The sequence below is a fragment of the Vibrio chemaguriensis genome, from assembly GCF_012275705.1.
In the GTDB taxonomy this organism is placed as follows: Bacteria; Pseudomonadota; Gammaproteobacteria; order Enterobacterales; family Vibrionaceae; genus Vibrio; species Vibrio diabolicus.
The window spans coordinates 1-16,197 of record NZ_SHOE01000037.1; the positions used below are offsets into that span (position 1 = coordinate 1).

The 16,197-nt window shown below is 46.5% G+C and carries 13 protein-coding genes; 8 read left to right on the forward strand and 5 right to left on the reverse strand.

Going from position 1 to position 16,197, the window contains the following annotated elements; translation table 11 throughout:
* The first annotated feature begins 262 nt into the window (after positions 1–262).
* Positions 263–1,234 (forward strand): TAXI family TRAP transporter solute-binding subunit, encoded by a 972-nt coding sequence (locus EX191_RS21590; protein WP_006741544.1) that lies wholly within the window; start codon positions 263–265, stop codon positions 1,232–1,234.
* A 305-nt stretch (positions 1,235–1,539) separates the two neighbouring features.
* Here EX191_RS21590 and EX191_RS21595 read toward each other — a convergent pair whose 3' ends face one another.
* The 5 genes from EX191_RS21595 to EX191_RS21615 all read right to left on the reverse strand — a co-directional run bounded on the left by EX191_RS21595 (position 1,540) and on the right by EX191_RS21615 (position 6,436).
* Positions 1,540–2,310: a sulfite exporter TauE/SafE family protein gene (locus tag EX191_RS21595; protein WP_005395076.1), complete on the reverse strand. Its 771-nt coding sequence runs from the start codon at positions 2,308–2,310 to the stop codon at positions 1,540–1,542.
* 81 nt (positions 2,311–2,391) lie between these two features.
* Positions 2,392–2,907: a P-loop NTPase family protein gene (locus EX191_RS21600; protein WP_193448455.1), complete on the reverse strand. Its 516-nt coding sequence runs from the start codon at positions 2,905–2,907 to the stop codon at positions 2,392–2,394.
* 277 nt (positions 2,908–3,184) lie between these two features.
* Complete coding sequence (locus tag EX191_RS21605) at positions 3,185–4,711, reverse strand: tripartite tricarboxylate transporter permease (protein ID WP_048626439.1); 1,527 nt, start codon at positions 4,709–4,711, stop codon at positions 3,185–3,187.
* Between the two features lie 19 nt (positions 4,712–4,730).
* The gene (locus EX191_RS21610) at positions 4,731–5,225 is read right to left on the reverse strand and encodes a tripartite tricarboxylate transporter TctB family protein (RefSeq protein ID WP_167713287.1); all 495 of its coding nucleotides are present in this window, start codon (positions 5,223–5,225) and stop codon (positions 4,731–4,733) included.
* Between the two features lie 239 nt (positions 5,226–5,464).
* Entirely contained in the window at positions 5,465–6,436 is a 972-nt protein-coding gene (locus EX191_RS21615) for a tripartite tricarboxylate transporter substrate binding protein (protein ID WP_005395072.1), read from the reverse strand.
* Positions 6,437–6,695: 259 nt separating this feature from the next.
* On the opposite strand from EX191_RS21615, the gene EX191_RS21620 reads away from it, so the two are divergent.
* From EX191_RS21620 to EX191_RS21650, 7 genes are all read left to right on the forward strand, one after another.
* Positions 6,696–7,094 (forward strand): GFA family protein, encoded by a 399-nt coding sequence (locus EX191_RS21620; RefSeq protein WP_053807462.1) that lies wholly within the window; start codon positions 6,696–6,698, stop codon positions 7,092–7,094.
* Positions 7,095–7,360: 266 nt separating this feature from the next.
* Entirely contained in the window at positions 7,361–8,074 is a 714-nt protein-coding gene (locus EX191_RS21625; RefSeq protein WP_005395069.1) for a GntR family transcriptional regulator, read from the forward strand.
* A gap of 12 nt (positions 8,075–8,086) precedes the next feature.
* Positions 8,087–8,983 carry a methylisocitrate lyase gene (gene prpB / locus EX191_RS21630; RefSeq protein ID WP_193448456.1) on the forward strand — a complete coding sequence of 299 codons (897 nt, stop codon included), beginning with the start codon at positions 8,087–8,089 and terminating at the stop codon, positions 8,981–8,983.
* A gap of 130 nt (positions 8,984–9,113) precedes the next feature.
* Positions 9,114–10,256, forward strand: coding sequence for a bifunctional 2-methylcitrate synthase/citrate synthase (gene prpC / locus EX191_RS21635; protein ID WP_193448457.1), 1,143 nt, complete (start codon positions 9,114–9,116; stop codon positions 10,254–10,256).
* A gap of 156 nt (positions 10,257–10,412) precedes the next feature.
* Complete coding sequence (acnD, locus tag EX191_RS21640; protein WP_193448458.1) at positions 10,413–13,004, forward strand: Fe/S-dependent 2-methylisocitrate dehydratase AcnD; 2,592 nt, start codon at positions 10,413–10,415, stop codon at positions 13,002–13,004.
* A gap of 9 nt (positions 13,005–13,013) precedes the next feature.
* A complete protein-coding gene (prpF, locus tag EX191_RS21645) occupies positions 13,014–14,210 on the forward strand; it encodes a 2-methylaconitate cis-trans isomerase PrpF (RefSeq protein ID WP_193448459.1) in 1,197 nt (398 codons plus the stop codon).
* Between the two features lie 57 nt (positions 14,211–14,267).
* A complete protein-coding gene (locus tag EX191_RS21650) occupies positions 14,268–16,145 on the forward strand; it encodes a propionyl-CoA synthetase (RefSeq protein ID WP_085343809.1) in 1,878 nt (625 codons plus the stop codon).
* The last annotated feature ends 52 nt before the right edge of the window (positions 16,146–16,197 follow it).

Sequence of the window (16,197 nt, forward strand, 5' to 3'; positions counted from 1 at the left end):
AGCTGAGTTTACACCATGACTGCGCAGACTGGAAGGAGGAGTGTACAGAGGGCCGGGAGCGCTCTATGGAAGACAGTGGCTTCTTGGTTTTTTTTTTGAGATGTGTATAAGAGACAGATATAGAGCCTTGTATGATGGCAGAATATGCTGATAAAAATGGTGATTGCTAAGCCAATGTGCAAGGATGAGAACTCAAACGTTATCAAATTGTTAACGGTTGCTATACTTAAACGGTCATCAACACAGGTAAAAAGGATGTTCAATGTTTAAGTTTAAGCAAATCGCACTTGCTGCTTCTTTAGCGGCACTCACAACTGGCTTTTCTGCGTCTGCGGAAGAAACGTTTGTCACGATTGGTACTGGTGGCGTAACAGGGGTTTATTATCCGACTGGTGGAGCAATTTGTCGCTTGGTTAACAAATCGCGAGAAGATCACGGTATCCGTTGTTCGGTAGAAAGTACCGGGGGATCGATTTATAACATCAACACCATTCGTGCTGGTGAATTGGATCTCGGTATCGCTCAATCAGACTGGCAGTATCATGCTTACAAAGGAACCAGTAAGTTTAAAGAAAGCGGGCCTTTTAAAGAACTACGCGCCGTATTCTCCGTTCATCCAGAACCGTTCACTGTCGTTGCACGTAAAGACGCGAACATCAAAACTTTTGATGATTTGAAAGGTAAGCGCGTCAATATTGGTAACCCTGGCTCTGGTCAACGAGGCACCATGGAAGTGTTAATGAGCCAGTATGGCTGGAGTAACGATGACTTTAAGCTTGTGTCTGAGTTAAAAGCAGCAGAGCAATCAAAAGCACTTTGTGATAACAAAATTGATGCGATGATTTATACCGTTGGTCACCCAAGTGGAGCGATTAAAGAAGCCACTACGTCGTGTGATAGTAATATCGTAACGGTAGCAGGACCTAATGTAGAAAAATTGGTTGCAGACAATAGCTTCTATCGTGTCGCAAATGTACCGGGTGGTATGTATCGTGGCACAGATAGTGACGTTCAAACCTTTGGTGTGGGTGCGACGTTTGTTTCCTCTACTGCAGTACCAGAAGATGTGGTTTATAACGTGGTTAAAGCGGTATTTGAAAACTTCGATGATTTCCGCCGTCTCCACCCAGCGTTTGCAAACTTGAAGAAAGAGGAAATGGTAAAAGACGGTTTATCTGCGCCTCTTCACCCAGGTGCGCTCAAATACTACAAAGAAGTAGGGCTGATTAAGTAACCGTTACTTTCTCTTCTTATTGATGTAGAACGCCATCTTTCGCGATTAATGCCACTCGTTTAACAGCGAGTGGCATATTTCTATCTCTCGTCATCCTGTACAGCGACGGAGGAGCGTGATACAGGATCTTCTATCCGAGCCCTTTATGGTCAAAATTGTTTCATTAGCCGCTCAGCGTACTGCTATTAGATACCTAGTCACGCCAAGGCTCGCTGGAATGACACAAAAACATCGTTAAGCGATCAGCATTAATCTTTCGCGATGGCGTTTTTTGTTGGGGTGTTATCTACTTGTGCAAGCTTTACTTAAGCATAAACATCAATGAAAAAGTAGATAGTGATCAGAATAGAAGAAAGAGCAACAAACCCTTTAACATGATTGGGATTAAGTTGACGAGATACACGAGCGGCAAGATAACCACCCACCAACGTACCGACCAAAACAACGCTACCTGTGCGCCAGTCAATGGAACCATTCGCAACAAATATCACGATAGCAATGAGTGAAACACACGTAGATACCAGCAATTTCAAACCGTTCATTAAATTAATGTCTTGGTGACCCGCTACTACCAGATAACTCAGAACAATAACCCCTAAACCTGCGTTGAAAAAACCACCGTAAGCAGAGACACCAACAAGTAATAGACCCAAAGCGATTGCTCCGAGTATTCCTGCGTGTTTGTGCTCTTTCGCGACAGTTTTGATAAGCATTGTTAAACGAGAACCAGTCAGGAAAAGCACGGTGGCAAACAAGAGCAGCCAAGGAATGGCTTCCAAAAATAGCGATTCTGGTGTGTTGAGCAGCAGATATGCTCCGACAGCGCCACCTACTAAACTGAATGAGACGGTGAACAACAGTTCTTGTTTGTTCTTCATGATCTCTTCTCTGAAGCCAACGGCTCCGCTAATGTACCCCGCACATGAAGCATAAGTATTTGTTGCATTGGCCATAATTGGAGGCACACCAACCGCCAATAGGGCCGGAAAAGTAATAAAGCTTCCGCCTCCCGCAATGGAGTTAATGATCCCACCAACTACGCCGGCAACGAATAAAAGCGCTAGTTCTAAAAGCATAAACAATCCTTGTTATGTTCTTTTTCATTGTTAGAGCTTTAGATGGCCCATCCCATATGCTCTAGTGTCCTGATATGAAGTTTACTTTACCCGCTCTAAAACAAAATTGTTCAGTTCTGTAACGTTTTTGATGACATGAACGGTTTTACTTTGAGAGTACCCTTCGAGACGAGACATGAAGTCATCATTCCAGAATGCAGGGCATTGCTGAAGAACTTTGTAGCTTTGTAACGTTCCTTTCAATACCGAACTGCCATCAGGCCAACCTTCGGGTTTAATGAATAGTCCTTTAAGGAGACGTTTCGTCACAAACCAATAGCTTACGGAGTATGGTAGATCAATATAAACGAGAGTATCGGCTGCATCTAAACGAGCATTAAAGGAGCTGATAGGCCCCAGACCATCTATGATCCAACGATCTGAGTGAAGTATATTGCTATGTGCTTCATCAAAAACGTCACGCTCAACGGGCTCACCGTTTGGTTTATAGACTATGGAATCTAATTGATGAAGAGGGAGATCGGTAGCAGACGCGATTGCTTTACTTATCGTCGATTTTCCGCTGCCGGGCTTACCAAAAACCGCTACTTTTTGCATGTGACCGCCTCCAAGAGAGTATTTCCCATACGGTAGAGACAGAAAACCCACCGTTATGGGTGGGTTCGATAAATATTGAGCGCATCAAATATCCCACCATTCCTATGGAATGATGATAATTCGTTGGTTAAGTTGCGCTAAGTGTGTATTCATGCAACTACTCTTATATATAGGCGATGACTTGTCAATATTGTTTTGCTTAATAAGTGAACGATTTGATAGGAGAAAGAAAAGCCATCGCGATGGATGGCTTTATCTAGGTTGTAAGAGACAGTTATTACTGCTCAACGCTCACTGGCTGTGCTTTAAACTTTTGAATCAGCTTTACGATTAGTGGACTTGCCAGTACCAATACGGCCAAAACAGTAAAGGTAAGGGTAATAGGGCGCTCCCATAGGAAACTCAATTCGCCGTCTGAAATCATTAATGCGCGGCGTAAGTTCTCTTCCATTAATCCCCCAAGGATGAAACCCAGCAATAAAGGCGCAAGTGGGAAGTTAGCGAGTCGAAGTGCAATGGCAGCCATAGCGACAATCAGCATCACGAACACATCCATGGTATTGAATGAGACCAAATAAACTCCGGTGATTGAGAAGAATAAAATCATCGGCAGAAGTACCGTTCTAGGCACCGCCAAAAGCTTTGAGATGTACGGAATCAACGGTAAGTTCAGGATCACGAGTACGATGTTGCCGAAGTACATGGAAATGATCACCGACCAGAACACGTCTGGGTGCTCAACAAACAGGCGAGGGCCAGGCTGAATACCGTAAGCGATCAGCGCGCCGAGCATAATAGCTGTCGTACCAGAACCTGGAATGCCAAGCGTTAGCAGTGGAACAAATGAACCACTAGACGCTGCGTTGTTTGCTGACTCTGGCGCGACCAAACCACGGATACTGCCTTTACCGAACTCTTCCTTTTTCTCTTTAGGTGCGAGGTTGCGCTCCATACCATAGCTTAAAAAAGCAGCAATAGTTGCTCCTGCGCCAGGAAGAACGCCAGTGAAGAAACCTAATATTGAAGAGCGAATTGAAACAGGCGCAACATCTTTGATTTCTTCCTTGGTCACTTTCATTGAGCCAATGTTGCTCAGCTTTTCTTGTTCTTCATCGCTGGTGTCTTTTGATGGTTTAAGGATGCCCATCAGCGTCTCACCCAGTGCGAATGTCGCCATTGCAAGCAACAAGAAGCTAAAGCCATCCATTAAATCCGTTAAACCGAAGGTAAAGCGTTCAACGCCTACGCCTTTATCGATTCCAACGGTAGATAGCATCAAACCAAGAATGGTCATCATCCACGCTTTGATGACCTGACCTTTCCCCGCAAAAGCCGCGACTGCTGATAACCCAAGTAGCATCAACGCAAAATAGTCTGACGATTGGAAGCTAAGGGAGACGCTAGCCAATGCTGGTGCGGCAACAAGCAACATAATGGCAGATAGCGTACCGCCAGTGAAAGAAGAATAAGCAGCCAAAGCTAATGCTTTACCTGCTTGGCCTTTTTGAGCCATCGGGTAGCCGTCAAATGCTGTCACCACGGTTGAAGAACAACCCGGCGCGTTGATCAAAATCGACGATGTAGAACCACCAAATACCGCACCGTAATAAACACCCGCCATCAAAATAAGGCCAGAAGAGGGCTCTAGGCCATAAGTAATTGGGATCATCAAAGCAATGGCTGAGATCGGCCCAAGCCCAGGTAACATGCCGATAAATGTACCGACGAAGCAACCAACGATCACCATCATGATGTTCATTGGCATTACTGCAGTGGATAAACCTTGTAGAATTCCATCTAACATAATTCAGTCCTTTCTTTGACTACCAGATGGTGAAAATCAAACCCGGTTCGAGATAGATGTCCAAACCTTGAGTGAGTAATAAATAGAACGCGATCACGAATGGAAACGACGCGCAGAACAGAACGGGTTTACGTCTTTCCCCCAGCAGATAAAAGCCAGCCAATAAAAAGAAGCCAGTAGCTATAACAAAGCCTAGGTAAGTCAGGCCCACACCGTAAAGCGCCATCAAAACCAAGAAAGCGATCAGTAACTTCCAATTAAAGGTCAGCACCGCGCCACTTTGTTTATCTGGTTGTCCTGTTACCAGTAATAACAAAGAAAGGCCTGCACCAACGTAAGTCAGGATGGTTGGCAAAGTACGTGCGGTGAACGGTTCGTATTCATCACCAGGGAACAATGGAATTTGCGAGGTTTGATAACCGTAGCAAAGACAGAAGAGTAGAAAGATCATTGCGCCGACACGGTCACGACAGAGCAAATATTCTTTGGTGAAAAAGTTGGTTGAACGAGACATATTCAACTCCTAACAAAAATAAAAAAGACCGCATATGGACGTTAATGAATAAACTAAACCATTAACAATTAAGCATTTCGCTGCTAGTCGAGCTGCTTTGGGTATATAAACAAAGGAGTGTGCATGCCGATTGTCGACAATATCCATATACGGTGAAACTTAGAGTGCAAATACAGTTGGGGAAATACCAACCCCACGTTATTGGGTGAGGTTGGAATCTGAGGGACCCAGTTCGACTGTTACTTTAGGAAGCCTAACTCGCGCATTAAGTCACCCATTTGCTGCTCTTGCTCTTCAAGGAACGCGAAGAACGCTTTGTCCGCCTTGTAGTTGTCTATCCAACCATTGCGGTCACGGACGACTTGCCATTCGTCAGTGTTGTACATTTTGGTAAATGCTGCATTCCATTCATCCAGCTTTTCTTGGCTAGTACCTGGTGCAGCAAAGAATCCACGCCAGTTAGCGAAGACAGTTTCGTTACCATATTCTGTTAGCGTAGGGATGTTTGGTGCAGCTTCTAGGCGTTTTGGTGCAGTTACCGCTAGCACTTTGACTTGACCAGATTTAGACATCTCCAGTACTTCACCTAGGCCCGTAGAGAGCAGTTGAGTTTCGCCTGAAAGAAGGGCTGCCATGGCTTTACCGCCCGCATCGTAAGCGATGTAGCGCACTTTACGCGCATCAAATCCTTCGCCTTTAAATGCGGCGGCAACGACGAGGTGGTCCATCGAGCCACGAGCAGAGCCACCCGCAATTTTCACTTTGCGAGGGTTAGATTCAAATGCTTTTACTACGTCTTCCCAAGAATTGTATGGCGAATCAACAGAGGCTACGATGGCACCGTAATCCGCAATGGTGGCTGCAACGGGAGTGAGATCTCTAAAGGATTGAGGGAAAATACCTGTTAGAGAGCGAACGACGATCGGTGTTGAATTCACCATCAGCGTATCTTCTTGGCGATCTGCCGTTTCAATCAAGTGCGCAATGGCTTTACCGCCGCCGCCACCAGAAAGGTTTTGAAAAGATACCGTCTCAACGATGTCTGATTTGAGTAGCACATCACCTGTACCTCGTGCGGTCATATCCCAGCCGCCACCGGCACCTCCAGGGATCAAGAAATGCATTTTTTCTACATCAGCAGCAAAAGCGTTAAATGAAAATGAAGCTGCGATGATCGATGCGGCGAGCGTTGGTTTGATTACCTTTAACATGTTCACGTTCCTTATGTTGGTGACTCTATTTTTTGGTGAGTCTTATTTTTGTTTCAGCTTTTAACTCGAACTGGATGCTGATGTGTCAAAGGTTAATCAAGTGTTAAATTGATGTCTTTAAAACGTCGATAAAGAGAATATTGAGCATAACGGATATTTTGTTCATAAAGTTCACGCTGAAAAATTGGTTGCACATCACGCGTGCGTGCTAACAATTGCGTCATAATGGAATGACATCAAACGAATAAGGAAACAGAGAATGAAAGGGACATGTTTGTGCGGCGCTATTGAAGTGATCGCAGATGCTAAGAATGAAGTGAGTCTATGCCACTGCTCGATGTGTCGAAAATGGTCGAGTGGAGCACTCCATGCTGTGCATTGTGGTCCTAACGTAACGTTTAAGGGGGCCGAGCCAAAGCGTTATCAATCGTCTGACTGGGCGGTGAGAGGTTTTTGTGGCGAATGCGGCACAAACCTTTTCTATCATTTGTTACCGACAGGCGAGTACATTCTCTCCGCTGGTTTGTTCGACAATCCAGATTTCAAACTCTCATTAGAGATCTTTACCGATGAAAAGCCCGCGTATTATGACCTCAATCCCACCTCACAAAAGATGACATCGCAGCAAGTTTTTGAGCAATTTTCACCTAAAGAATAGCCTTTTGTATCCTTAATTGTTCGACGGCTTAATTATTTTTCTTTTATATCATTATGTTAAGAGGTGTTTGGGTGTCGACAATTTATTTTTTTCCTTCGCAATTATCCCTCCATTAAGCCCGTAATAGACGATTTTCATCGATTTAAATTACGACCTTAGTCTAAATTGTCGACAATTTACTTGATTGTCGACACTTTGATCGACTACTTTATATTCAGGTTAAGAAATTGTAGACATTTTGATGTCGGTAACGTGAGTATCTGAGTATGAACTCTGAGTTGAAAACTCGTTATAAAGTACTGGGTTCTGAGAAAGAACACACCAAGTCAGAAACACTGACAGAAACACTGATTGAAGTCATTGTGAATGGCGATGTTAAGCCTGGTCATAAAATCTCGGAGCCTGAACTGGCGAAGAAATATCAAGTCAGCCGTGGCCCTTTGCGTGAAGCATTAATGCGTTTAGAGGGGCTAGGGCTCATTGAACGTATTCCTCATGTCGGGGCTAGAGTGACCACTTTTTCTCCAGAAAAGCTGATAGAACTCTATGCGGTTCGCGAAGCGCTAGAAGGTATGGCGGCAAGGTTAGCAGCGCGACATATTACGCAAGAAGAGCTCTTGAGCTTGGAAATGCTATTGTCGACACATTCTAAGCACATTGATCAAGTGGAAGGAGCCTCTTACTTCCATCAGCATGGAGATTTTGATTTTCACTATCGCATCATCCAAGCAAGCCGAAACAGCAAGCTGATTTCTCTGCTGTGCGACGAGCTTTACCACTTGTTACGCATGTACCGCTATCAGTCACCGCGCGCGCAATCTCGTCCAAATGAAGCGTTGACTGAACACAAATTCATTCTGGAAGCCATCCGTAATCGCGATGAAGAGCTTGCAGAAATGCTGATGAGAAGACACATCTCAGGAAGTCGAAAGCTCATCCAATCGCAAATTATACATACAGAAAGTTTAGACAAAGACTAGAAGGAATTCGTCATGAGCTTAACACCGGGAGCGAAGTTCAGACTCGCCATTGAACAAAACAATCCGCTGCAAATTGTCGGCACCATTAACCCTTACTGCGCCATGATGGCGAAAAACTTGGGGCATCAAGCGATTTATTTGTCTGGCGGCGGTATTGCAAACGCGTCATACGGATTGCCGGATCTCGGTATTACAACATTGAACGACGTACTGGTCGATGTTGACCGCATCACTAACGCGTGTGATTTACCGCTATTGGTCGACATCGACACCGGTTTTGGAGGCGCATTTAATATTGCTCGCACGATCAAAGCAATGGAAAAGGCGGGTGCTGCTGCGGTTCATATGGAAGATCAAGTCGCACAGAAACGTTGTGGGCACCGTCCGAACAAAGCAATTGTGAGCCAGCAAGAGATGGTTGATCGCGTAAAAGCCGCGGTTGACGCACGCAATGATGAAAGCTTCGTGATTATGGCTCGTACAGACGCGCTAGCTGTTGAAGGCATGGACAGTGCAATTGAGCGTGCGATTGCGTGTGTGGAAGCTGGCGCAGATATGATCTTCCCAGAAGCAATGACCAAGCTGGATCAGTACCTTCAGTTCTCAAACGCACTTGAGCAAGCAACTGGAAAGCACGTTCCTATTCTGGCCAACATTACCGAGTTCGGCGCAACGCCACTGTACAGCTGCGACGAGCTTGCAAAAGCGAAAGTCGATATGGTGCTTTACCCATTAAGTGCGTTCCGTGCCATGAACAAAGCCGCTGAAACGGTTTACAAGCATTTGCTAGAAGTGGGCAATCAGGAAGCTTTGGTTGATTCAATGCAAACCCGCAAAGAGTTGTATCAGCACCTGAACTACCACGATTACGAAGACAAACTTGACCAGCTATTCTCTGAAGGAAAATAGCGGGAAAAGAAAAGATAGACGGAAGCCCAAGAAAAGATAATCGGAATTTATCTAATTCAATAACGTGAAATTCGTCTGGCTAAAAAACGCTCCAAAGAGGGCAAAGCCAGACAGAAAAGGAGTTCAAACAATGTCTCAAACTGCAGAAAAGAAAGCAGAGTTAGGTGGTGCAGGCCTACGCGGTCAAAGCGCTGGAAGCACAGCTTTATGTACTGTCGGAAAAACGGGGACCGGTCTGACTTATCGCGGTTACGATATTACTGACCTTGCCAATAATGCTCAATTTGAAGAAGTTGCACATCTTCTGTTACGCGGTCACTTACCAACTCAGAAAGAACTGGATGCGTACAAGACACATCTCTTAAACCTTCGCGGCTTACCAACTGAGCTTAAGCAAGCGTTAGAGTTTATTCCTGCTACTGCTCATCCAATGGATGTGATGCGCACTGGTTGTTCTGTGTTAGGAAACCTAGAGCAAGAAATGAGCTTCGATGAGCAATTGCATTCGACGGAACGTATGCTGGCGCTTTTCCCAGCTATCATCTGCTACTGGTATCGTTTTAGTCACGATGGCGTTCGTATCGATACAGAAGATCAAACCGAAGACTGCATCGGCGGTTACTTCTTGCGATTGCTTACAGATAAAGAGCCATCAGCGCTACACAAACAAGTGATGCACTGTTCCTTAATCCTTTACGCTGAACATGAATTCAACGCATCAACTTTTGCAGCGCGTGTTTGTGCATCAACGTTGTCAGACATTCATTCTTGTATCACGGCAGCAATCGGTACGCTTCGCGGGCCACTTCATGGCGGCGCAAACGAAGCAGCGATGGAAATGATTGAAGATTGGCAAACGCCAGACGAGGCGGAAGCGAACATCATGAAAATGCTGGCCAACAAAGACAAGATCATGGGCTTTGGTCATGCCATCTATCGCGAAAGTGATCCTCGCAACGCGTTGATTAAGCGCTGGTCGAAAGAGCTGTCACAGCAAGTCGGTGATACACATCTATATGCTGTTTCTGAGCGTGTGGAATCAGTGATGAAGCGAGAGAAAGGTCTGTTCTGTAATGCGGACTTCTTCCATGCATCGGCTTACCACTTCATGGACATTCCAACCAAGCTGTTCACACCAATTTTTGTGATGAGTCGTTTAACGGGCTGGGCGGCACACGTTTATGAGCAACGTGCCAATAACCGCATCATTCGCCCAAGTGCTGATTACACGGGCCCAGACCATCAAGAATGGGTACCTATCGAGAATCGCTAGCGCGAAGGTCAATCAGGGCACATATGCTTTGATTGACCACCTCCTTCCTTTGTACCTCTCTCTGACAGAGGAAGGAGCCCCTCTCATCACGATGTTTCTGGAGCAATGGAAAAACGTTGATGAAGGCAAGATGTACAGACTGAATGGAAGCAAACCATGAACACAAATATTAATACCCAATATCGTAAGCCGCTTCCGGGAACTCAACTGGATTACTTTGATGCACGCGAAGCCGTCAATGCCATTTCTCCTGGAGCCTATGAAAAACTCCCTTACACCTCCCGCGTGCTAGCTGAGCAACTGGTCCGTCGCTGTGAACCGAACACATTGACGGATAGCCTAAAACAGTTAATTGAACGTAAACGTGATCTTGATTTTCCTTGGTATCCAGCACGCGTGGTTTGTCATGACATTCTTGGTCAGACTGCTCTAGTCGATTTAGCGGGTCTGCGCGATGCTATTTCGGATCAGGGTGGCGATCCTGCAAAAGTGAACCCTGTGGTTGAGACTCAATTGATCGTTGACCATTCTTTAGCGGTTGAGCATGCGGGCTTTGAACCTGATGCCTTCGACAAAAACCGCGCGATTGAAGAGCGCCGTAATGAAGACCGATTCCACTTTATCGAGTGGTGTAAAACAGCGTTTGAGAACGTAAGCGTGATTCCTGCGGGTAACGGCATTATGCACCAAATCAACTTGGAGAAAATGTCTCCTGTGGTGCAAGCAAAGCAGGGTATTGCCTACCCAGATACCTGTGTGGGTACGGACAGTCACACGCCGCACGTTGATGCATTGGGCGTTATCGCGATCGGTGTTGGTGGTCTGGAAGCTGAAACCGTAATGCTTGGCCGACCATCAATGATGCGTCTACCTGATATTGTTGGTGTAAAACTAACGGGTAAACGTCAACCAGGCATTACCGCAACGGATATTGTCCTCGCGATTACTGAGTTCCTACGTAACGAGCGTGTGGTCTCTTCATATCTTGAATTCTTTGGTGAAGGTGCACGCGATCTAACGATCGGAGACCGCGCAACTATTTCAAATATGACACCAGAATACGGCGCGACAGCTGGCATGTTTTATATTGATGAGCAGACCATCAACTACTTAAAACTGACTGGTCGTGATGAACAGCAAGTTAACTTAGTTGAGAAATACGCAAAACAAACTGGTCTTTGGGCTGACGATCTAGATACTGCCGTTTATGAGCGTGTACTGGAATTCGATTTATCATCAGTAAGTCGTAACATGGCCGGCCCGTCAAACCCTCACCGCCGTTTGCCAACTTCTGAATTGGCACAACGTGGTATTTCTGGTGCTTGGGAAGAGAAAGAAGGCGAGTTGCCAGATGGTGCAGTTATCATTGCTGCTATCACATCGTGTACTAATACCAGTAACCCAAGAAACGTGGTTGCGGCTGGCCTTGTCGCGAAGAAAGCCAATGAGCTCGGCCTTGTACGTAAGCCTTGGGTGAAATCGTCTTTTGCTCCGGGCTCTAAAGTTGCGCGCCTGTATCTGGAAGAAGCGGGCTTATTACCAGAGTTAGAAAAGCTTGGCTTTGGTATCGTCGGTTACGCATGTACCACTTGTAACGGCATGAGTGGTGCGTTGGATCCAAAAATCCAGCAAGAGCTCATTGATCGCGATTTATATGCGACAGCCGTTCTGTCTGGTAACCGCAACTTCGATGGCCGAATCCATCCTTACGCAAAACAAGCTTTCCTTGCATCACCACCATTGGTTGTCGCTTATGCGCTAGCGGGTACGATTCGTTTCGATATCGAACGCGATGCTTTGGGTACTGACCAAAACGGTAAACCAATTTACTTAAATGATTTGTGGCCTAGCGACGAAGAGATCGATGCTGTTGTCGGTAATCATGTTAAACCTGAGCAGTTTAAGCAAGTTTACATTCAGATGTTTAAGCTGGATGACGCAGAGAAAAGCTCTAGTCCGCTTTACGACTGGCGTCCGATGAGTACCTACATTCGCCGTCCACCTTACTGGGAAGGTGCGCTGGCGGGTGAAAGAACACTGTCTGGCATGCGTCCATTAGCGATTCTGGGCGACAACATCACGACTGACCACCTGTCACCATCCAACGCGATCATGGCGAGCAGTGCTGCGGGTGAATACCTTGCCAAAATGGGCGTTCCGGAAGAGGACTTCAACTCTTATGCGACTCACCGTGGCGATCACTTAACGGCGCAACGTGCGACCTTTGCTAACCCGAAACTATTTAACGAAATGGTGAAAGAGAACGGTGAAGTCGTTCAGGGTTCTCTGGCGCGAATTGAACCAGAAGGCCAGGTTGTACGCATGTGGGAAGCGATTGAAACCTACATGAATCGTAAACAACCATTGATTGTTGTCGCCGGCGCGGATTACGGTCAGGGTTCATCTCGTGACTGGGCAGCAAAAGGTGTTCGTTTGGCAGGCGTAGAAGCCATTGTTGCTGAAGGCTTTGAGCGTATTCACCGTACTAACTTGGTTGGCATGGGCGTACTGCCGCTGCAATTCAAACCAGGTGTAAACCGTAATACGTTAGAACTGGATGGTACGGAACTTTACGACGTAGTTGGTGAGATTAAACCGGGCGCTGATTTAGCCTTGGTTATTACGCGTAGCAACGGCGATAAAGTCGATGTTCCGGTTACTTGTCGCCTAGATACCGCTGACGAAGTTCACGTGTACAACGCAGGCGGTGTTTTGCAGCGTTTCGCGCAAGATTTCTTGGCGCAATAAGGAGCGGTTATGGAAAGCAAAACTCCGAATCAAATGAGCCAAATCAAAGTGCCGGCGACGTACATGCGTGGCGGTACAAGTAAAGGGGTCTTTTTCAACCTCGACGATTTGCCACAAGAAGCGCAAGTGGCAGGCGAAGCTCGTGACAAACTCTTGTTGCGTGTTATCGGCAGCCCAGATCCGTACGCTAAACAAATAGACGGTATGGGCGGCGCCACTTCTAGTACCAGTAAAACGGTGATTGTTTCACGCAGTAGCCGTGACGATCACGATGTTGACTACTTGTTTGGACAAGTGTCGATCGACAAACCATTCGTCGATTGGAGTGGTAACTGCGGCAACTTGTCTGCCGCTGTCGGTCCTTTCGCCATTCATGCTGGGCTGATTCCACAAGATCGCATTCCAGAAAATGGCATTGTGACGGTGCGTGTTTGGCAGGTGAACATCAGCAAAACTATCTTGATTCACGTTCCAATTGTTAATGGTTTTGTCCAAGAAACCGGCGAGTTTGAGCTCGATGGCGTGACGTTTCCGGCCGCCGAGATTCAAGTCGATTTCGTTGACCCTTCTGATGGCGAGGGCAGCATGTTCCCAACAGGCAACTTAGTCGATGATTTAGTGGTGCCGGATGTGGGTACGTTCAACGCGACCTTTATTAACGCGGGCATACCAACCATTTTTATTGATGCTGAATCGATTGGATATCAGGGCACCGAGCTGCAAGACGATATCAACAACGATGACACAGCATTAGCGATGTTCGAATCCATCCGTGCACATGGCGCGTTAAAAATGGGCCTGATTTCTGATTTAGAAGAAGCTCAAACACGCCAGCACACACCGAAAATTGCGTTTGTTTCTAAACCGAAAAGTTACCTGTCTTCAAGTGGCAAAGCGGTAAATGATACGGACATAGACGTGTTGGTTCGTGCGTTGTCGATGGGCAAACTTCACCATGCAATGATGGGAACAGCAGCCGTTGCTATCGCTTCAGCGGCGTGTGTGCCGGGTACGTTGGTTAACTTGGCGGCTGGTGGCGGTGAAAAAGAGTCAGTGACTTTTGGCCACCCCTCAGGAACGTTAAAAGTTGGAGCACAAGCGAAGCAAACTGAGCAGGGCTGGGTGGTGCAAAAAGCCATCATGAGCCGAAGTGCGAGAATACTAATGGAGGGATTTGTGCGTGTACCCTCTGATGTCTTTGAGTGAAAAGAACGGTCTTTGAATAGAACGAGAGCAATGTCAGGACATACTGGAGGAAGCAATATGTCTTCATACGAAAAAGAATACTTATGGGCGAAGAATGAACCGGAGAGTTTTTGGCGCGCTCAAGCGGAGAATATCGATTGGTTCGAATCTCCTAAAACTATCTTGAAATCTGATGAAAACGGCATAGAACGTTGGTTTCCAGATGGTGTAATGAATACGTGCTGGTTAGCATTGGATTACCATTGCGAGCAAGGACGCGGTGATAATACGGCACTCATTTATGACTCGCCAGTAACCGGCAATAAAACCACGTATACCTATAGTGACCTGCGTGACCAAGTGGCAAAAATTGCCGGCATGCTGTCTGCTCAAGGCGTTGAAAAAGGCGACCGAGTCGTTATTTACATGCCGATGATTCCAGAAGCCGCAATGGCGATGCTAGCCTGTGCGCGTTTGGGGGCGATTCACTCCGTTGTATTCGGTGGTTTTGCACCTAATGAACTTGCTGTACGAATTGAAGATGCAGAGCCGAAAGTCATCATGACGGCGTCATGTGGTATTGAGATCAACAAAGTTATTCCATATAAGCCAATGGTAGACAAGGCCATTATGGACAGCCGATGGAAGCCTGAAAAAGTATTTATATTCCAGCGTCCTGAGTGCGAAGCCGATCTAAACCAAGAAAGAGATCTGGATTGGCAGCAAGAGTACAACCAAGCGTTGCCACACGGTTGTGTTCCGGTGTTAGCAACCGATCCACTCTACATTCTTTATACTTCGGGTACGACAGGTAAGCCAAAAGGCGTTGTGCGTGACAACGGTGGCCATGCCGTCGCGATGAAGTACTCCATGAGCGCAATCTACAACATTCCTCAAGATGGCGTATTTTGGGCGGCATCTGATGTTGGCTGGGTAGTAGGGCACTCTTACATTGTTTACGCTCCACTGATTCACGGTTGCACAACAATCCTATTCGAAGGTAAGCCCGTCCGAACACCGGACCCTGGCGCATTCTGGCGAGTGTGTGACGAATACAAAGTAGATGCGTTGTTCTCTGCCCCGACAGCGTTCCGTGCGATCAAGAAAGAGGACCCAGAAGGTGAGTTTTTAAAACAGTATGATCTCTCTAAATTGAAAACCATCTTTATGGCAGGAGAACGCCTTGACCCTCCAACACTGGAATGGGTTCAGAGCAAAGCAGACAAACCCGTTATTGACCACTGGTGGCAAACGGAAACGGGTTGGGCCATCGCGGGCAACCCAACAGGTGTTGAAATGATGCCAGTTAAAGCGGGTTCTTCGACGAAGCCAATTCCGGGTTATCAGGTCGAGATTCTGAATGAACTTGGAGAGTCGGTCGGGCCTAACCAACAAGGCTTTGTCGCATTAAAACGTCCGCTGCCACCGAGTTGTCTGCCAACGGTTTGGCGTAACCATGACCGTTTTGAAACCGGTTATCTCAGCCAATTCCCTGGCTACTATGTGTCAGGTGATGGTGGCTATCTGGATGAAGACGGTTACCTATTCATTATGGGACGTATTGATGACGTGATTAATGTCGCGGGGCATCGTTTATCGACAGGCGAAATGGAAGAAATTGTCGGTGGCCACCCAGCGATTGCGGAATGTGCAGTCGTGGGTATCCACGATGAGTTAAAAGGGCAGTTACCACTTGGTTTTGTTGTGCTTAAAGATGGTGTCAAAGTGGACGAGCTTGATCTTGAAGGTGAGCTTGTTGGCAAGGTACGTAGTGAGATCGGTGCGGTTGCCTGCTTTAAGCATGCATTGGTTGTGGATCGCTTACCGAAAACACGTTCGGGTAAAATTCTGCGCCGAACCATACGTCAAATAGCCGATGGTGAAAAATACACCGTTCCGTCAACGATTGATGACCCAAGTAGCTTGAACGAAATTGAACGAGTGTTAAGACGCTAATTAAAACTCAATTCTAACTAACCCCTGATCCTCGAACTCTGTAGGTTGGTTC